The 18,449-nt window shown below is 74.0% G+C and carries 15 protein-coding genes and 1 pseudogene; 7 read left to right on the top strand and 9 right to left on the bottom strand.

Translation table 11 applies throughout. The features are described from left to right. Nucleotide 1: 1 nt before the first annotated feature. The 4 genes from AB0E98_RS20430 to AB0E98_RS20445 all read right to left on the bottom strand — a co-directional run bounded on the left by AB0E98_RS20430 (nt 2) and on the right by AB0E98_RS20445 (nt 4,492). On the bottom strand, nt 2–292 hold the full coding sequence (locus AB0E98_RS20430; protein WP_361704416.1) for a hypothetical protein: 291 nt from the start codon (nt 290–292) through the stop codon (nt 2–4). 319 nt (nt 293–611) lie between these two features. Then, nucleotides 612–1,754, bottom strand: a complete 1,143-nt coding sequence (locus AB0E98_RS20435) for an amidohydrolase family protein (RefSeq protein ID WP_361704418.1) — start codon at nt 1,752–1,754, stop codon at nt 612–614. Between the two features lies 1 nt (nt 1,755). Continuing rightward, the gene (locus tag AB0E98_RS20440) at nt 1,756–3,114 is read right to left on the bottom strand and encodes a glutamine synthetase family protein (protein WP_361704420.1); all 1,359 of its coding nucleotides are present in this window, start codon (nt 3,112–3,114) and stop codon (nt 1,756–1,758) included. Between the two features lie 151 nt (nt 3,115–3,265). Then, nucleotides 3,266–4,492: a serine hydrolase domain-containing protein gene (locus AB0E98_RS20445; RefSeq protein ID WP_361704423.1), complete on the bottom strand. Its 1,227-nt coding sequence runs from the start codon at nt 4,490–4,492 to the stop codon at nt 3,266–3,268. Between the two features lie 233 nt (nt 4,493–4,725). Between AB0E98_RS20445 and AB0E98_RS20450 the strand changes: the two genes are divergently transcribed. The 3 genes from AB0E98_RS20450 (at nt 4,726) to AB0E98_RS20460 (ending at nt 6,597) form a co-directional block, all read left to right on the top strand. Next, complete coding sequence (locus AB0E98_RS20450) at nt 4,726–5,094, top strand: hypothetical protein (RefSeq protein WP_361704426.1); 369 nt, start codon at nt 4,726–4,728, stop codon at nt 5,092–5,094. Nucleotides 5,095–5,199: 105 nt separating this feature from the next. Beyond that, entirely contained in the window at nt 5,200–5,403 is a 204-nt protein-coding gene (locus tag AB0E98_RS20455) for a hypothetical protein (RefSeq protein WP_361704429.1), read from the top strand. A gap of 195 nt (nt 5,404–5,598) precedes the next feature. Continuing rightward, the gene (locus AB0E98_RS20460) at nt 5,599–6,597 is read left to right on the top strand and encodes an iron-siderophore ABC transporter substrate-binding protein (protein WP_361704432.1); all 999 of its coding nucleotides are present in this window, start codon (nt 5,599–5,601) and stop codon (nt 6,595–6,597) included. 244 nt (nt 6,598–6,841) lie between these two features. On the opposite strand, the gene AB0E98_RS20465 is transcribed toward AB0E98_RS20460, so the two are convergent. From AB0E98_RS20465 to AB0E98_RS20485, 5 genes and pseudogenes are all read right to left on the bottom strand, one after another. Further along, nucleotides 6,842–9,625 (bottom strand): AfsR/SARP family transcriptional regulator, encoded by a 2,784-nt coding sequence (locus AB0E98_RS20465; RefSeq protein ID WP_361704435.1) that lies wholly within the window; start codon nt 9,623–9,625, stop codon nt 6,842–6,844. A 141-nt stretch (nt 9,626–9,766) separates the two neighbouring features. Beyond that, nucleotides 9,767–10,798: a TIGR04222 domain-containing membrane protein gene (locus AB0E98_RS20470; RefSeq protein WP_361704438.1), complete on the bottom strand. Its 1,032-nt coding sequence runs from the start codon at nt 10,796–10,798 to the stop codon at nt 9,767–9,769. 18 nt (nt 10,799–10,816) lie between these two features. After that, nucleotides 10,817–12,137, bottom strand: a pseudogene (locus tag AB0E98_RS20475) (DUF692 domain-containing protein). 134 nt (nt 12,138–12,271) lie between these two features. Continuing rightward, entirely contained in the window at nt 12,272–13,291 is a 1,020-nt protein-coding gene (locus AB0E98_RS20480; RefSeq protein WP_361704441.1) for a 2-oxoglutarate and iron-dependent oxygenase domain-containing protein, read from the bottom strand. Nucleotides 13,292–13,678: 387 nt separating this feature from the next. Further along, complete coding sequence (locus AB0E98_RS20485; RefSeq protein ID WP_361704444.1) at nt 13,679–13,993, bottom strand: antibiotic biosynthesis monooxygenase; 315 nt, start codon at nt 13,991–13,993, stop codon at nt 13,679–13,681. A gap of 330 nt (nt 13,994–14,323) precedes the next feature. Between AB0E98_RS20485 and AB0E98_RS20490 the strand changes: the two genes are divergently transcribed. The 4 genes from AB0E98_RS20490 to AB0E98_RS20505 all read left to right on the top strand — a co-directional run bounded on the left by AB0E98_RS20490 (nt 14,324) and on the right by AB0E98_RS20505 (nt 18,395). Further along, nucleotides 14,324–14,728 carry a rodlin gene (locus tag AB0E98_RS20490; RefSeq protein WP_361704447.1) on the top strand — a complete coding sequence of 135 codons (405 nt, stop codon included), beginning with the start codon at nt 14,324–14,326 and terminating at the stop codon, nt 14,726–14,728. A gap of 184 nt (nt 14,729–14,912) precedes the next feature. Further along, complete coding sequence (locus AB0E98_RS20495) at nt 14,913–15,551, top strand: phosphatase PAP2 family protein (protein WP_361704450.1); 639 nt, start codon at nt 14,913–14,915, stop codon at nt 15,549–15,551. Beyond that, the gene (locus AB0E98_RS20500; RefSeq protein ID WP_361704457.1) at nt 15,548–16,234 is read left to right on the top strand and encodes a phosphatase PAP2 family protein; all 687 of its coding nucleotides are present in this window, start codon (nt 15,548–15,550) and stop codon (nt 16,232–16,234) included. The genes AB0E98_RS20495 and AB0E98_RS20500 overlap by 4 nt, the downstream gene beginning before the upstream one ends. A 166-nt stretch (nt 16,235–16,400) precedes the next feature. After that, entirely contained in the window at nt 16,401–18,395 is a 1,995-nt protein-coding gene (locus AB0E98_RS20505) for an ABC transporter ATP-binding protein (RefSeq protein ID WP_361704459.1), read from the top strand. Nucleotides 18,396–18,449 lie beyond the last annotated feature (54 nt).

Here is an 18,449-nt window from a genome sequence, read left to right on the forward strand (position 1 = left end):
CTCAGCCGCAGGGGGTCCCGTGGGCGCGAACGAGGGCGGCGTCCTCCTGGACCTTCTGGGTGATGTCGATCCACTCGCCCGGGACCTCGCCGCCCGCCGCCTCGGCGGCCGCCGCCTGTCGGCCACGCTCGACGGCGGCGAGCGTGCGCTCGGCGATGCCCTGCCACTTCGCGAAGACGGTCAGCATCTCGTGCGCCGGGGCCCGGCCGATCTCGGCGGTGAAGCGTCGGGAGAGGTCGGGGCTGCCGAGAGCGTCGCGGATGCGCTCGATGCTCCACGGTCCGGTGGTCATGGGTCCTCCCCGCGTCGGCGGCTCGACCGCCCAGAGTAGCGAAATTGTCCTCTCCGTATGGCGGGAACCCGATGCGGCCGCGGACCGACGGCCGCCTACCGCAGGAGGACCACGCGCCGGAACGACTCCGGCGGGTGGACACCGGACGGGACATACGCCGCGGCGCGTCGGCGACCGGGCGTGTCGTACAGACATACGGGGTGGTCCGTCTCGTTCCCGGTGACCTCCGCGCCTAGGCGCTCCGCTGGAAGTCCGGTGAGCCGTCTGCGGGTGCGTCGTGGCTGGTCGCGCGGTTCCCCGCGCCTCTTCGGGGCACTGCCTAGCCGGCCGATTCCGTCACCCCGGGGGCCTTCAGGCCGTACACGCGCCGGGCGTTGTCCGCCGAGACCAGGGCCGCGACCCGTTCCGCGTCCGCGGCCGGCCAGGCGCCCTCCCGCACCCACCCCGTCACCAGCCGGACGAGCGCCCGCCGGAAGAGCTCCGCGCCCACGACATAGAGCTCCGCGAGCCCGTAGGCGTCGGTCGAGAAGAGCAGCTTGCCGAACGGCGTCAGCTCCAGCATCTCCGCCAGCACGGCCTCGGCCCGCGCGCCGATGTGCGAGAGGGTCAGCCCCACGTCGGCGTAGACGTGCGGGAAGACGGCCGCGAGATAGGCGGCGCCGCGGTGGTACGGATAGCAGTGCAGCAGGACCACGGTGCAGCCGGTGGGGCGCACCGCCCGGATGAAGTCGGTGAGCAGCAGCGGGTCGCTGCGGTGCAGCCGCAGGTCGGGATCGCCGAGGCCGGTGTGGATCTGGAGCGGCAGCCCGGTGCCGGCGGCCGACCACAGCAGATGGCGCAGCAGCACGGGGTCGGTCAGCCGGTCGCCGGGGGCACGGGTGACCAGCCACCGGTCCGCGGCCGTGCGCACCTCGGCCGGCCGGGGCCGCTCGGGAGGCAGGTCCAGCCCGTGCCGGTAGGCGGCCAGCGACTTGAAGCCCACGACCGTACGGGCCGCGTCCGTCACCGACCGGTCCAGGGTGTCCAGGAAGGCGGCCGTGCCGTCGGCGCGGTCGGCGAGCCCCTCCGCCAGCGACTCCAGGCGGACGACCTCATGGCACGGGACGCCCCCGCCGGCCGCCGCCAGCTCCTGAGGCGTCGTCAGGTCGCCCGGTATCCCGGTGTCCACCACATAGGCGCCGATGCCGGTCGCGCCCAGCAGCCGCCGGGTGGCCTCGGCCGCGCCCAGCTCGCGGCGGCGGTCGAGATAGCGCCGGGGCGGGGCGTGCGGCTCCAGGTCCAGCAGGGCGGGGCACCAGCGGCGCACGGCGAAGCCGAGCTGGGAGTCGAAGAAACTGGTGCCGGGCGCGGCGGCCGCGTCCGACTCGGTGAGCCACGCCTCGAAGCCGGCGTCCGTGAGGTCGCCGCGCGCCACGCCGTGGCAGTGCTGGTCCACCAGCGGGGGCAGCCACAGGGCGGACATCTCAGTACCGTCCCCGGGTGGCCGCCGCGATCTCCTCCGGCGGGACGCCGTCGAACAGCTTCACCTCCCCCTTGCGGACGGCCACGACGGCCTCGAACAGCGCGTCGCCGAGTGCGTCGCGCAGCAGCCCCGAGCGCTCGAAGTGCTCCACCGCCTCGCCCAGCGACGCGGGCAGGCGCGGCGCGACGCCCGTGGCCGCCGGATCGCCGTTCACCGGCGGGGGCAGGGTGAGCCCGGTGTCCAGGCCGGCCAGCCCGGCGGTGACGACCGCGCCGACGGCCAGATAGGGGTTGGCCGCCGGGTCGAAGCACTTGACCTCGGCGTTGGCCGCCCCGGGGGCGTCCGGGGAACCGGTGATGAAGCGCAGCGCGGCCTCCCGGTTCTCCAGGCCCCAGCACTGGAACGCGCCCGCCCACCGCGAGGGCGCGAGCCGCAGATAGCTCGCGGGCGACGGCGCGCCCAGGGCCAGCAGCGCGGGGAGCTCCGCGAGGATCCCGGCGAGGAACGCCTCGCACTCCCGCGTCATGCCGTACGGGCCGTCCCCGCCCGAGCAGAGAGAGCGGTCGTCCTCCCAGAGGCTGAGGTGGAGATGGGCGCCGTTGCCCACGCCGTCCGGCTCGACGACGGGCCCGAAGAGTGCGTCGAGGCCATGGGTCAGGGACACGGCCCGGATCGTCTCCCGGACGAGCATGGCGAGATCGGCGGCGCCCACGGGGTCCGCCGCGGCGACCGACACCTCGAACTGTCCCGGCGAGTACTCGGGGTGGAGCTGGAGGACGTCGACGCGCTGGGCGGCCAGGGCGTCGAGGATGTCGCCGAGATAGCCGGACAGCTCGGTCACCCGCGCCATCCCGTAGGCCGGCCCGGAACAGGCGTAGGCCGGCCCGGGGCCCTCCGCGCCCGCCCGCGCCACGACCCACTCGGTCTCGAACCCCATGCGCAGCCGCAGCCCCCGGGCGGCCGCCGCCTCGGTCGCCCGGCGCGCGAACAGCCGCTGGCAGGCGGCGTACGGGCCGCCGTGCTGCTCGTAGCGGTCGGCGGGCGCCCAGGCCCAGCCGGGCCGGGCGGCCAGCACGATCAGCCGGTCCAGGTCGGGGAAGAGCCGCAGGTCCCCGTCGGGGCCGCCGATGTGCGGGCTGGTGACGCTGGAGTCGTCGACGAGGAAGACGTCGAAGCAGGGCGACATGCCCACGCCCCAGCGGGCGGCGTGCGCGAGCCGGTTCGTGGGGACGGTCTTGACGCGGGAGATCCCCGCGTTGTCCACCCAGGCGAGGGCGACGCCGTGGACGCCCTGCGCGGTGAGCTGCGCGGCCGCCTGCCGGGCCGCCGACTCCTCCCGCTCCCGGTCGGGTCGTTCCACGGCCGCTCCTTCCGTCGAGAGAAACCTGTCGAGAAAGCCTGTCGGGTGATCGAGAAAGTCGAGAAGGCGGACCGTGTCCGGGGAACCGGGCACGGTCCGCTCGTATTACACCTCACCGGCCCCGGCCCGCGCCGGAGATCCGGAGCACGCGTCAGCGCAGCGAGGTGAGCTTGTTCAGGGTGTCGCGCGCGGCACCGGTGGGCTTGGCCGGGCCGCAGTACTCGGCCTGGACCAGGCCGGGCAGGTCGGCGCGCCAGTCGCCGTTGTAGTTGAACGCGGCGGTATGGGTGCCCTTCTCGTCGGAGACGACCAGGGAGGTGGAGCCGTGGATGCCGCCGCTGTGGGTCCAGACGGTCACGCCGCAGGACAGGGTGGCCGTGAGGATGCCGAGCCCGTAGCGGCCCTGCGAGCCCTCGCCCATGGGGACGGTGGTCAGCAGTTCGCGCTGCTGCTTCTGGGGCAGGAGCTTGCCGCCCAGCAGCGCGCTGTAGAGGCGGTTGAGGTCGCCGGTGGTGGAGATGATCGCGCCGGCCGCCCCGCCCCAGGAGGGGTTGAGCTCGGTGACGTCGTAGGTCTTCGCGTCCGGTTCCTCCTTGAAGAGCTTGCTGTAGGCGCGTCCGTGCGGGTTGGGCATCGCGGAGGAGGTGCCGGGGTACGTGGTGGAGCGCAGACCGGCGCGGTGGATGACGCGCTGGGTGATCTCGGTGGCGTAGGAGCGCCCGGTGACCTTCTCGACGATCATCCCGGCGAGGATGTAGTTGGTGTTGGAGTAGTGGAAGCCCTTGCCCGGCGCGAAGTAGGGGTCGTGCCGCAGGGCCACGTCCACGAGTTCGCGCGGGGTGCGCGTCTCGAAGCGGCGCTCCATGAACTCCGTGGAGATGTACTCCTTGAAGCCGGGGTCCTCGGTGTAGTTGTAGATCCCGCTGCTGTGGTTGAGCAGCTGACGGATGGTGACGTCGCGGCCGTCGTGGCCGTCGTGGCCGCGCAGGACGCCCGGCAGCCTGCTCTCCACGGTGTCGTCGAGGCTCAGCCTGCCCTCGGCCTCCAGCTGGAGGAGGACGACCGAGGCGAAGACCTTGCTGATGCTGCCGACGCGGAACCGGTCCTCGGGGAGCCGGGGCCGGTGGCTGTTCAGGTCGGCGACGCCGGAGGACCCGTTCCAGGTGAGGATCTTGTCCTGAAGTCTCTCCCGGGCCTGTCCGAGGACGCCGGGTACGCCCGCCTTGACTTCGGCGTCCATCAGCTCCTGGGTCGCGCGGTGGCCGCGCTCCGGGCCGGGCGCGGCGGAGGCCGCCGGGGCCGTGGCGGTGAGGGCGCCGGCGGCCGTCGCGGCCACCACGAACCCGGTAAGTGCTCTGCGTATGGACCGTGCGGTCATCTTCTGTGCCTCTCGTACGCGAATGCGGACACTCCCCAGGACTGCCGCGATGTCCTGTGAGTTGAGCGGCAGTTGAGATGACGTGAGGGGAAGGGAGGGATTTCGGCCAGGTCGCGTCCGGGCATTCAGTCGTATGGTCGGGCCGGAGATGTCCAGGAATTTCACACTCGACTTCGCAATCTCACCCGATCGACGGAATGCACCCGGGGTGACCTGGAATCTACGCTTGGTGTATGTCGATGTGGGGTCGCACAGCGGTACCGCAGCCCGTGCTGCGGGCTGCGGTCGCCGTGCTGGCCTCCCTGCTGCTGGTGCTGACCGGGTCGGCGTCCGCCGGGATGGAGCGCGTCTCCGTCCGTGAGGAGACCCTCGCCTCCGCCTCGCTGTCCGACGACTCGTCCGATGAGTGCGTCGCCTGCGCGCCCGAGCAGCGTGTGCCACGTCCGGGGAGGGTCGGGCGGCCGGCGGGCAGGCTCGTCTACCCGCCGGCCTTCACGTCGTCCGCCGGGGGGACCGGGGGGCTCCCCGGCGGCGGAGTTCCGTCGCGGCCCGGCGACACCGTCGCCGCGGGTCACGCGCAGCATTCCGTTCTGCGCTGCTGAGCACGGCCACGCCCCGCCCTCGCCGCCTGCGCGCGAGCGGGCGGGGCGTCGCTGACACCCGGGCTCGTCCCGGCAGGCCGGCAGTTCAGACCCAGGAGTGACGCCATGCGCATCGATTCCGCGCGCGCTCTCGGCGCCTATGTGCGCGCCGAGGCCTATCGCGCCCACCGTCCCGCTCCCGAGCCGGAGCCCGCCCCCGTCGTCGTCGAGGAGCGTTCGGACGCTTCCCCGGGCGCGGAGGACGGGATCCCGTCGGAGTCGCGCCGGGCGGGGGTGCTCGCCAGGCTGCTGTTCCTCCGTCAGGAATAGCGGAGGCCTCCCGGCAGCGAACGGATTCCGCGGCCCGCCGTCCCGGCGGGCCGCTTCGCTGTGCCGGCCGCTGCCCGGAAGGGGACCCACCCGGCGAGGTGACTTTAAGGTAAGGCTAACCTAATATCCAGCTTGTCCGGCGGGAGTGATCCCGTACGGCGCCTTCTTCTCGTATTCCAACGTCCGGAGCATCTGATGACCTCGCCCAACCGCCTCCTCCAGTCCGCCCCGCGCCGCGCGGCGCAGGCTCTCGCCGCTGTGGGTGCGGCCGCGCTGCTGCTCACCGGCTGTGGCTCCGACTCGGACTCGGGCTCGGACAAGACGAAGGACGAGGCGGCGGCGTCGGGTGGCGAGACGCGCATGATCAAGGACGCGACCGGCACGGCCGTCAAGGTGCCCACCCACCCCAAGCGTGTCGTGACCCTCACCCAGGAGGACCTGGACGCGGTGCTGGCGCTCGGCATCAAGCCGGTGGGCATCACCAACGGCCAGGGCCTGAACAAGCCCCCGGCCTACCTGGAGGACAAGGTCAAGGGCATCAACGTCGTCGGCAACCTGCTCCAGCCGGTGATGGACAAGGTCCTCGCGGCCAAGCCCGACCTGATCCTCGCTGGTGACATGCAGGACCAGAACGTCCTCAAGCAGCTCCGCGAGATCACCCCGGCCACCCTGGTCACCATGGCCCCGGCCGACGACTGGAAGCTGTCCTTCCGGGGCGTCGCCAACGCCGTCAACGGCCTGGACAAGGCCAACAAGGTCATCGCCGACTACGAGGCCAAGGCCAAGAAGGCCGGCGAGGAGCTCGGCGAGAACAAGGGCGCCGAGGTCTCCATCGTCCGCTGGAACCCGGACGGCCCCAGCTGGATGGAGAAGAAGCAGTTCGCCAGCGGCGTCGCCCTGGACATGGGCCTCAAGCGCCCCAAGACGCAGGACAAGGACGGCAACGCCCACACCCCGGCGCTCAGCCTTGAGAAGATCAGCGAGATCGACGGCGACTGGCTGTTCCTCTCCACGCTGACCTCGGACGGCGAGAAGGCCCTCAAGGACGTCCAGGAGAAGCCCGCGTACAAGGACCTGAACGCGGTGAAGAAGAACCACGCCGTGACCGTGAACGGTTCGGTCTGGTCCACGCGTGGCGGCCCGCTCGCCAGTGATGTCGTCATCGACGACATCACCAAGGCGCTGAAGAAGTAGGAAGCCCGTTCCGCGCTGACGCGCGGTGTCCTCGAACGCCGGACCGGCTGAAAACAGCCGGTCCGGCGTTGGAGGACCCGGGGGTGCGGGGGGGGGGGCCCCCGCGCCGGGGGGGGCCCGGGGGAGGGGGAGGGGTATCATTTAAGGGAAAGAAAGAGATACTCCAGCCACCCGGGGGTCCCGGGGGCGCGGAGGGCGGCGCCCGCCCGCGCCCCCCCACCCGGGGGCCACGCCCCCTTGTGGCTCAGGGGATCAGCGCCTCCGCGCGCCCCGCGTCGCGGAACCCCTCCAGGACGCGGTCGAGCGCCGTCTGTGCCGCGGACCGTCCGTCGGCGTCCCCCGCCTCCTCCAGCGCCGCCACGGCCAGTTCCGCGTGGATGACGGCCACCGCGTCGCGCCCGGTGTCCGGCAGGACCTCCGCCAGCCGGAGCAGGGCACGGCCCTCCCACAGCCGGTTGCCGTGGCCCCGGAAGAGGTCCAGGGCCTCGACGTAGCGCCCGGCGGCCTCCTCCGCCCGCCCGGCGCTCGCCAGCACCCGGCCCAGGCGGTACAGCCCGGCCGCCACCGGATGGCCGGTGCCCCGTCGGCGGTGGACGGCCACGCACAGCTCGGCCGCCGCGAGGGCGTGGTCCGTCCGGCCGAGGGCGAGGTGCGCCTCGGCCAGCGCCCCCGCCACGTCCGCCTCGCCGGACCGGTCGCCGCAGGCCCGGTAGACCGCCCGCGCCTCGGCCAGCGCCTCGTACGCCTCCCCCGGACAGCCGTTGCGCAGGGCGTAGCGCGACAGCAGCACCAGGCAGTCCGCCGTGGTCGGCGCGTCCTCCGCCGCCCGGCTGAGGGCGAGCGCCTCGCGGCAGGCCTCGGCGAGCGCCTCGAACCGGTCCGCGTTCGCGTGGACCCGGGCCAGGACGGCGTACGCGCGTCCGGCGCCCCGGCCGTCGGCCAGCCCGAGCGCGGCCCCTGCCACCTCCAGCGCCGCCCGCTCCAGCTCCCGCTCGTGCACCCCGTACACGAGGAGGCCCTCCAGCGCGCGCAGCAGGTCCACGGCGAGGGCGACACCGTCGGTGTCGGTGTCGGCGTCCGCCGCGGCTTCCGTCACCGCGAGGAGGGCGGGGGCCTCGGCGAGGAACCGGTCGCCGGAAGCGCCGGGTGCCGTCACCTCCCGGGCCCTGGCGACGGCGGACTCCAGGAGCCGCCGCAGGGCGGCCGCCCGCTCCGCCGGGGGCAGCGCCGTCCCGGCGCGCTCCCGGACGAGCAGCCGGAACAGGCAGTGGAAGCCGTAGCGGCCGGGAGCCGGGGACTGAAGGAGGCTGGCGTCCACGAGGGATTCGCACAGCGTCTCGGCCTCGTCCTCCGGGACGCCGAGGAGCGCCGCGGCCGTGTGCGAGGAGAAGCCGGTCCCCTCGGCGAGGGCCAGCAGCGCCAGCGACCGGCGCCGGCCGGCGTCGAGCCGGTCGTACGCCGGGGCGAGCGCCGCCTCGGCGGACATCCCGGCGGTCCTCAGCTCGGCGAGGCGCCGCGCGTCGTCGGCCAGCCGCTCCAGGAGGGCGTCGAGCGTCCAGGACGGGCGGGCGGCGAGCCGGGCGGCCGCGATCCGGACCGCGACCGGCAACAGCCCGCAGGCCTCGACCAGCTCCGCGGCGGCCCGTGGCTCGGCGGCCACGCGGTCCTCGCCCGCGACGCGGGCCAGCAGGGCGCGGGCCTCCTCCGGTGTCAGCGCGCCGAGGTCGGTGAGCCGGGCGTGGGGCAGCCCGGCGGGCTTGGCCCGGCTGGTGACGAGGACGGCGCAGGCCGGCGCGGCGGGCAGGAACGGGCGGGCCTGACCGGTGTCCTCCGCGTTGTCCAGGACCATCAGCACCCGCCGGTCGGCCAGCAGGCGGCGCAGCAGTGCGGCGCGTTCGGCCTCGCCGTCGGGCACGGCCGCCGTGGCCACGCCGAGCGCCCGCAGGAAGGTGCCGAGCACGGTCGCGGGATGGGCTGGCCGCCCGTCGGGGCCGCGCAGGTCGGCGTAGAGCTGGCCGTCGGGGAAGTGCTCGCGCACCCGGTGGGCGGCGTGCACGGCGAGGACGCTCTTGCCCACGCCGCCGGGGCCGGAGACCACCACGGTCACCTCGCCCCGGGGCCCGTCCGGGACCAGCGCCGCGCACACCTCCTCGACGGCGGCGGCCCGCCCGGTGAAGTCGGCGAGGTCGCCGGGCAGCTGGGCGGGGCGGACCGGCTCGTGCGCGTGGTGGGGGCAGGTGTCGTCACCGGCGTCGGTATCGGCGACCAGTAGCCGCCGGCGGGCCTCGGTGAGCTCCCGGCCTGGTTCGAGGCCCATCCGTTCGGCGAGGACGCGGCGCGTCTCCTCGTACACGGCGAGCGCGTCGGCGCGCCTGCCGCCCTGGTGCAGGGCCAGGATGCGGAGCGCGCTGAGCCGTTCGTGCAACGGATGCCGGGCGGCGAGGTCCGCCAGTTCGCGGAGGGCGGCGTCCGGGTCGCCGAGCTCCAGGTCGAGTTCGAGGCGTGCCTCGAAGGCCATCAGCCGCTGGTCGGAGAGGTGCGCCCGGCGCGAGGGGACGCAGGGCCCGGAGAGGCCGAGCAACGGCTCGTCGCTCCACAGCGCCAGGGCGGAACGCAGCAGCTCCCGGGCCTCGTGGGGCAGCCCGGTGGCCCGGGCGCGGGCGGCCGCGGCGAGCCGGTCCTGGAAGCGGGCCGCGTCCAGCGCCTCCCGGGGCACCCGCAGGGCGTAGCCGCCGGAGACGGACACCAGGACGCGTGACGCCGCGCCCGGGGCGCGCCCCGGCTCCAGCAGCCTGCGCAGCCGGGAGGCGTAGGTGCGGACGGTCCCCACGGCGCGCGGCGGCACTTCCTCACCCCACAAGGCATCCACGATCTCGGCGGCCGAGGCCGTCCGTCCCTCGCGCAGCAACAGTTCGGCGAGAAATGTCTGTTGCTGTGGGGAGCCGAGCTCCAGCGCCGTATCGCCGCGCCACGCGCGCATTCTGCCCAGCACGGCGAACCGAAGTTCGCCACCGTCCATTCCTGTCATGTTCCCCCCGTATCCACTCATTGAGACGGACGCTAGTCCTGGAGTGGTCGACGGGCAATTGACAAGACATCAATAAGCAGGTCAAAGCGTTGATGTGGGTCCTCGGGCGGGAGTGGGCGGGCCCGGCGCGACGCGGGCCGCTCAGGAGCAGCTACTGGACGAGCAGCTGGAGCTGGAGCAGCTGCTGGACGAGCAGCTGTGGCCGCTCGAACAGCTGTGACCGCCCGAGTGCCCGGAGTGCCCCGAGTGGCCGGAATCGCTCGATCCGCTGTCGCCGCCGGTGTCGAGGACGGTTCCTCCGCAGGAGTACGAGGACGTCGCGGCGGTCGTGGACGTCCAGGAGGAGGACGATGACGTGGACGAGAACCTGCCGGCGCGGCGGCCCGTGGAGGCGGCCCGGCGGCGTCTCGTCGGTACCCTGGCCGCCTCCGACAGCTGGGCCCTGAGCTTCTTGTCCGGCACGCGGAGCCGGCCGTGCACGGCGACGACGCCCGCCGCCCCGCCGGGGTGCGCCCCGGCGGAGGTCCTGCTCCAGGACGTGTCAGCGGTGATCATTCGGGCGAGGTGCTCCCCGAAGTCGGTTCGGGGATCGGACGACTCGTGGGGGCCGCACGCCACCCGGACCAGGGCCCCGGCCAGGGCGAGCACCAGCAGGACGACGCCCATGACCCGGAAGGCGGCCGGGAAGAGCAGGACGACACCCGCGACGGCCCCGACGGCCACCCCCGCCGTCTGCGCGCGGGCCACGCGCCGCCAGCGGTACTGGAAGCCCCGCGGCAGCAGCATGTCCAGCTTCTCCAGGGACCGGCTGATGGCGTCGACGGTGACATCGCGATGGAGCTCCCGGCGCATGGTGCGCAGGGACGTGCTCCAGTCGGCGCCGCACCGCCCGAGCAGGGCGCGTTCCACGGCGTTGCGCGCGGTGGGCTCCACCACCCCCACCTTGCCGTCGCGCACGGTGACGCGCTGGTCGGCGTGCATGGCGGTGATGACGGTGTCGGCGACGCGTTCGGCGCCGCCGAGCAGATGGGCCACGCCCAGGACGTCCGGGACGTCCTCGGCCCGGGGCGGGACGTTCCGGCCGCGGGCCTGCCGCCGGACGCGCGACAGCGTGACGGAGGGCACGACGATCAGCGCCGCGCAGCACAGCGTCACCAGAATGGCGTAGATCATGAGGTGGTTGCCTTTCGGTCAGCGCGCGGGGCGCAGACGGCGCAGGACGGCGGCCACCCGGCGGCGTACGCGCCCCGGGGGCGGTACGGCGGGGCCGGTCCGTTCGGCCGACCACGCGGTCAGCCGCCGGACCCGGTCCGGGTCGGTCACGGCGTCCGTGCGCAGCAGGTGGCGGGTGAAGTCCAGGGCGTCCCGGCGGTATCCGTCCGTCATGGGGCGGCCCCGGGCGTAGCCGAGGAAGAGGTCGCGGAAGTCGTCGGCGAGGATCTCCACCAGGTCCGGGGCGATCTTGCGGACGACGCCGAGGCGCTTGACGAGCAGCGCGCGGCGCTGGACGTCCAGGCGTTCCGGGTCGAAGCCGGGCGGGGGCGGGGCGTCCGCGACGAGCACGGAGAGCAGGGCGAACTGGGCCTCGGCGAGCCGCTGCCGGGCGGCGTCGGTGTCCCGGCCGGGGGCCCGCACGCCGGGGGCCGCTCCGCCGGTGGTCGGGTCAGCCACGGCAGCGGGCCCCCGCGGCGACGGCGCGTATCGCGTCGAGCTCGGCGGCCAGTTCGCCGGCCTCGGGGAAGTCGTCGTCGCGCTCCAGCAGGACGCCGGGCGGGGTGACGCGGTCGCAGAGCTCGGCGAGCACGTCCAGCACGGGCCGGGTGACGGGGTGGGCGTGGCTGTCGTGCCACAGTCCGTCGCGTTCGACGCCGCCCGCCACATGCACGTAGGCGAGGGCGTCGAGGGGGAGTTCGTCGAGGGCCGTGGCGGGGTCCTCGCCGCGGTTGACGTGGTTGGTGTGGAGGTTGGCGACGTCGACGAGGAGCCGTACGCCGGTGCGCTCGACCAGCTCGGCGAGGAACCGTCCCTCACTGAGCTCCTCGCCGGGCCAGGTGAGGAGGGCCGCGATGTTCTCCAGCGCGAGCGGGACGGGCAGCACCGACTGGGCGATGCGGACGTTCTCGCAGAGCACGTCCAGCGCGTCGCGGGTGCGGGGCACGGGCAGCAGGTGCCCGGCCTCGATCCGGGGGGCGGCGCCGGGCCCGCCCGGGGCGGCTCCGGCGCGGACGAAGGCGATGTGCTCGCTGACCAGCGGGGCGTCGAGGGCCTCGGCCAGCTCGGCGAGCGCGACGAGCCGGGCCAGGTCGGGCCGGTCGGCGCCGCCCAGGCCCAGGGAGACGCCGTGCGGGACGACGGTCGTCCCCCGGGCGCGCAGCCGCCGGAGCGCGGCGGGGAGGTGGCCGGGGCAGACGTTCTCCGCCACGACCTCCACCCAGTCGACCCCCGGCAGCCGGTCGATGTCCCCGGCGATCTCCGGCCGCCAGCCGACGCCGGTGCCCAGCACCGTACTCATCCCCTACCCCCCGTGGCTCCCCCGGGGCGCGCCGCGCCCACTGCGGAGGTGATTCCCCGTCCCGACTTGATCAATCCTTGATCAAGGAGAGGGTAATCCTTGAAGTGATCCGGGGGGGAGGGTTCCTCCGGGGGTCAGGCGACGGGGGTCCCGGCGTCCTCCAGCAGGCCGGGGTGGTGCTTGCGGGCCACGCCCGGGTGGGCGCGCAGCCAGCCCTTGATCTCGTTGCGGCCGTACTCGGCGAAGAGCGGGTTGGCCGCGTCCTGGGTGACGCCGGGCGCCCGGTCCGCGTGGGGGAAGGACACAGGCTCGATGCGGGCGTCCAGCCGCGGGTTGTAGAAGAACGGGACGGAGAAGCGCTCCCGGTTCCCGGGCGGGCTGACCACGCGGTGGTTGGTGGCCTTGAGGTAGCCGTCGGTGGCGACCTCCAGCAGCTCGCCGAGGTTGATCACGAAGGCGCCCGGCAGCGGCGGCACGTCCATGAACTCCCCGTCGGGGCCCTCGACCTGGAGGCCGCCGACCTCGTCCTGGAGGAGCAGGGTCAGGAAGCCGTAGTCCTTGTGGGCGCCCACGCCCTGGCCCGCGCCGTCGGGGGCGCTGCCGGGGTAGCGGACGAGCTTGAGGTGGAGGTGGGGGCGGTCGGCGAAGGCCTCGTCGTAGAAGTCCTCGGGGGCGCCGATGGCGGCCAGCAGCTCGTGCAGCAGCCGCTCGGCGACCGAGCTCAGCCGCTCGACCCAGCCCAGGGCGGCGGTGCGCAGCTCCGGCAGGCCGGCGGGCCACTGGTTGGGGCCCTCCAGCCACCAGTAGCCGGGGTCCTCCGGGCCGAGGACGCGGGCGGCGCGCTCGGCACCTATGTCCAGCTGGTCGCGCCAGTCCTGGCTGCCGCCGGTGCGCTCGTCGCCCGTGCGGGTGTAGCCGCGGAAATGGGGGGAGTTGAGGTTGCTGATGGCGAGCCGGTCGGCCTCGGGGAGGGCGAAGAAGGCGCGCATCGCGCGCATCAGGCCGGCGGTCTCCTCGGCGGTGACGCCGTGGCCGGTCAGGTGGAAGAAGCCGACGTCGCGGGCGGCGGCGTGGAGGGCCTCGTGGAGGCGGGCGCGCGCCTCGGGTCCGGCGGAGGCGGCGGAGAGGTCGATGACCGGAAGCTCGTTGTTCATAAGAAGTCCACAGCGTGAGGGCCCGGCGAGCGTCCAGGGATGGCCGGACGACCCGTGCGACCGGCGCAGGGTGTGCGGCGGCGACGGGACCGGGGAGCGGCTAGGAATAAGGGAAAAGCGAAGAAAGCAAAGAAAACGAGAAACGCGGAGAAGTCGCGTGGGGCGGCCGCCCGGGAAGCGGGCGCCGCGAAGGTGTGAAGGTCAGCCGGACCGGCGACAGGACATGCTCGTGACACGGACGAAGTCCACGTGGCGGCGTTTGACGAGCGGGTTCACACCCCGAAGGGTATACGCCCCCGGGGGTGATCACGCCGCCGTACGGGGGTGGCGCGCGTCACATGCCGTTAACAATCGGCACCTGCCGCTCCGGGTGGGGCGGGCGCCGGTTCAGCCGCGGCGCTTGTCGACGACCAGGGTCCGCTCGTAGTGCCGCATCTCCTCGATGTCCCCGGTATAGGGCCGGACCGCGTCGAGGAAGGGCGGGAAGTGCGCGCCGCGCCGGAACCCCTCCTCGTGGTCCTTCACCGAGGTCCACTCGATCCGCAGGACGTAGCGCTCCGGGTCCTCCACGCCGCGCGACAGCTCGTACGCCAGGCACTGGGGTGCGGCGTAGAGGTGCTCGGCGGCCGCGGCGTACGCCTTCTCGAAGGCGCTGCGGCGGTCGGGCTCGGTGATGCGGTAGCGGACGTATTCGACGGTCATACGGACCCTCCTGCCTCGGCGCCGGCGGAATCGCCCCGGCGTCCGGCAAGCCCGCCCGGACGCGGGCGTGTGGGGGCGCTGTCCGAGCGGGCCGACGGCCGGAGTTCCCGCCGCGTCGCGCACGCTACCAGCCGGAACGGCGCGAACTTCGGAAGCCGTGACGCGGCCGGCGCCACTTCCCCGGAAGGCTCGTCCCAAAAGGAGTTGGATACCCCGGAAGGTAAATGACTCGCTGGGGCGAATGAGTGAAACTCCGGAACTTCCCCATTCACTTGCAGTTACTCAGTTCGCTTCCCGGAGGGAAACATCGATCGATCGAAAGGCATTGACGTGCTCAAGAAGGTTCTCGCCACGGCGGCCTTGACCGCCTCGGCCGTCGGCGCCGTCGCGACCCCCGCGATGGCCATCGGCAACGACCAGGACGTCGCGAACGCCAACGGTGCGAAGACCGGCTACGGCAACACCGCGACCGGGGGCGTGGAAAGCCCACAGATGAGCCTGGTCCAGGGCTCGCTCAACAAGCTCTGCCTGGGCATCGGGAAGGTCAACCTCCAGGGCATCCTCGGGGCGGTTCCCATCGACGTCCAGGACATCCCGGTCCTCACCTCGCAGCAACAGCAGCAGTGCACGGACAACTCCACGATCAACGACGGCGACGACCCGCTGTCGCACCTCGTCGACGAGATCCCCGTGCTCTCGGGCAACGGCTCCGGCAACGGCGACGAAGGCCACTGACGATCTCGCGATTCCACGGAATTCCCTCCGCTCCGGGTGTACGGGCCCCGGGGCGGGGGGATTCTTGTATGTCCGGATGTACGGAGAAGCGAACTGCCCGGTGTGATCCGGGAATCGAGGAATACGGCACCGCACGCGGGGCCGGCCGCCCGGCCGGCCCTCGATCATGGGAGGGTCCGCACTCGTGACCGCAATATCCCCGGCGCTCCTGCCCGGCGCCCCCGGCTTCGACGGTTCCGGCATCGACGGCGGTCTCTACACGGAGATCACCCGGGACGCGCGGCACGCGCCGTGGCTGCTGAACGATACGGTCTCCACGTGGTCGGCCTTCGGGCTGGCGCTGTTCGCCGCGCTGATGCTGACCGCCTGGTGGCTCGCCCGGCGCTCGGACTCCCCGATGATGGCCCGGGCGCTGGCCACTCCCCTGGTGGTGGCGATGGTGTACGGAGTGGACATGGTCGTGAGGGTTGCGGTGCGGGAGGACCGGCCCTGCCGTTCGATACCGCGGAGTTTCACCCTGGAGTCGTGCCCGGCCCCGGGGGACTGGTCCTTTCCCAGCGGCCACGCGGTGATCGCCTTCGCGACGGCCGCCGCGCTGTGGCTGGTCGAGCGCCGGCTCGGGGCGGTCGCGGCGCTGGCGGCGGCGGCCATGGGCGCCTCGCAGGTGTGGATCGGCGCCCACTACCCGCACGACGTGGCCGCCGGCGCGCTGACGGGGGTGGCGCTCGCGGCGCCCCTGACCGTCCTGGCGACCCGGGGGGCGCCCTGGGTGGCGCGGGCCCGCAAGGGCCGGCTGCGGCCGCTGCTGGTGACGGCCGCGTGAGCCGCCGTCCGGCGGCGCCGGTGGTCGCAGCCCTGGCCCTGGCCGCGCTGGCCGTCCTGACGGCCCTGGTGGTGGCCGTGGGCAGCGCGCCGTTCGCGGTGGACACGGCGGTGCGGGACGCGGTCCTGGAGCATCGCGCGGGCCTGGGCCCGGCGGCGAAGGCCCTGACCACGACGGGTACGGGCGCGGTCCCGTACCTGCTGGCCGCCGCGGCGGGCTGGCTCGCGTCCGCGCGGGCGCTGGGCGTCACGTCCGCGCGGGCGCTGGGTGTCGTGGCGGCGGAGGCGGTGCTGGGCGCGGGCCAGTTGGTACGGATCGGGCTGCGCGTCGCCGTGGACCGGCCCCGGCCGCCGGCCGACGGCTGGCTGAGCGCGGCCCACGCCGCGTCCTTCCCCTCGGGCCACGCCACGACCAGCGCGCTGGCGGGCGGGCTGCTCGCCTGGGCGCTGCTGCGCCGGTATCCGGGCGGGCCCGGCCGGGCGGCGGCGGGCTGCGCGCTGCTGTGGGCGGTGGGCGTCGCGCTCACCCGGGTCGTGCTGGGCGTCCACTGGGCCTCCGACCTCGTGGGCGGCTGGCTGCTGGCCACGGGCTGGCTGGCACTGGCACTGCCGGTGCTGGGCCGCGCCCTGGAACGGCCGGCGCTGCCGGTCCGGCCGTGGCGGCGCAACCCCCGGATCGGGTGACCCGCCACGGCGGAGTGAATCACCGGCGGGACCGCCGCATCCCTACCGCGGATTGACGCATCCTCGAACTTCCGGACGAGAAAGCGCCCTTGGGGGGCCGTGACGCCCCTCTCCCGGGCGTCGTTTTCCGAGCACTCGTCCGATCCTGCGTCAACGAGGAGGCTCTGTGCGTCATAGCCCGCCCCGCCAGCCCCGTCCCCAAGAGGCCTCGCCGTCCGAGCGGTTGCTGTTCGGCGGACCGCTCCGGCACGACCAGGGCTGGAACAAGCACGAGAACGCCCAACTGGAGATGTCCCTGTGGGCGATGGCGCTGCGGCTGCCGCGCCTCGTCGCCGCCGCGGTCCGGCTGGCGTGGCGGGCGGACCCCGGCGCGCTGCGCACGGTGGCGGTGGCGGAGCTCGGCCAGGGGGCCGGCCAGGCCGTCGGCCTGATCGCGGTCAACCACGTCCTGGCCGCCGTGCTGGCCGCCGGCCCGACCGGGCAGCGGCTGACCGCCGCCCTGCCCGCCCTGCTGGTCGTCGCGGTCACGGGCGTGGTGGGCGCGCTGGCGACGGCGGCGTCCACCTCGGGTACGGGCCGGCTGGAACCCAAGGTCGAGCGCGTCGCCACGGAGATGTACCTGGAGCGGGTGATCCACGTCGAGCTGGCGGCGATCGAGGACGAGGAGTTCCACCGCCTGCTGGACTCGGCGCAGTACGGGGCGTCGTCGGCCCGCCGCATGATCAGGTACTGCTCGGGGGTCGTCGGGGCGCTGGTCGCGTTCGTCGCGGCCGCGGGGGTGCTGACCGTACTGCACCCGGTGCTCCTGCCGCTGCTGGCCCTGACGACCGTGCCCCGCGCGTGGGCCTCGCTGCGCATCGCCCGGGCCCGCTACGCCTCGTTCCACCACTGGGTGCAGCACGCACGGGCGGGGCGGCTGCTGAGCGGGCTGCTGATCCAGACGGAGCCCGCGCCGGAGGTGCGGGTGCACGACGTCGGCCCGTTCCTCCTGCGGCACTTCCGCAATATGTCGGAGAGTTCGGAGGCCGAGCAGACCCGGCTCGCACGTGACGCCGCGCGCGTCCGGCTGATCGCCTCGGCGCTGACGGGGGCGGCCGTCCTCGTCACCTATGCCGCGCTGGGCGGGCTGCTGATGACCGGGGTGATGCAGCTGTCCGTCGCGGGCACCGCCGTGCTGGCCACGCGCAGCGGGTCGGCGAGCCTGGCCTCCTTGATCCTCCAGGTCAACAGCCTCTACGAGGAGGCCTGTTATGTGCAGGACCTGGAGCGGCTGTGCCGGGAGGCGGCCGAGCGGGCCATCCCGGAGGGCGGGGAGCCCGTGCCGGACAACCCCAAGGAGATCCGCTTCGAAAACGTCTCGTTCGGCTATCCGGGCACCGCCCCGCGGCGGCCCGCGCTGGAGGACGTCAGCCTCACGATCCCCCAGGGAAAGATCGTGGCGCTGGTCGGGGAGAACGGATCGGGCAAGAGCACCCTGGTGAAGCTGCTGGCCGGGCTCTACCGCCCGGACTCGGGGCGGATCCTCTGGGACGGCCAGGACATGGCGGGCCTCGACCGGGCCGGGGTGTTCGCGCGCTTCGCGATGGTCAGCCAGGACTTCCACCGGTGGCCGTTCACCTGCCGGATGAACGTCGCGATCGGGCGCACCGACCACCCCGTGTCCCAGGAGCAGCTGGATACGGCGGCCCGGTACGCGGGTGCCGACGACGTGGTCGCGCAGTTGCCGCGCGGCTGGGACACCCTGCTCGCGCGGGGCTACGAGGGCGGGCACCAGCTCTCCGGCGGGCAGTGGCAGCGGCTGGGGATCGCCCGGGCCCGCTACCGGGAGGGGCGGATCCTCATCGTCGACGAGCCCACCTCGGCCCTGGACGCCCGGGCGGAGATCCAGGTCTTCGAGCAGATCCGGCGGCTCGCGGACGGCGGGCAGACGGTGCTGCTGATCACCCACCGGCTGGCCTCGGTCCGGCACGCCGACGTCATCCACGTCCTGGAGCGCGGCCGGCTGCGGGAGAGCGGCACCTTCGAGGAGCTGATGAGCCCGTCCTCGGCGGGGGTCTTCCGTGATCTGTACGAGCTCCAGCGCGGGCAGTTCGCCGGGGACGGCCCGGCGGTGCCCGGCTCCCGGGACCCGGACGGCACCGCGCGGCGGGCCCGGCACTGAACCGTGCGCGGGAGGGGCGCCCGGCAAGGCGCCCCTCCCCCTACCCGGGGAGCA

The organism is Streptomyces sp. NPDC037389 (assembly GCF_040636475.1).
Taxonomy (GTDB): Bacteria; Actinomycetota; Actinomycetes; order Streptomycetales; family Streptomycetaceae; genus Streptomyces; species Streptomyces hesseae.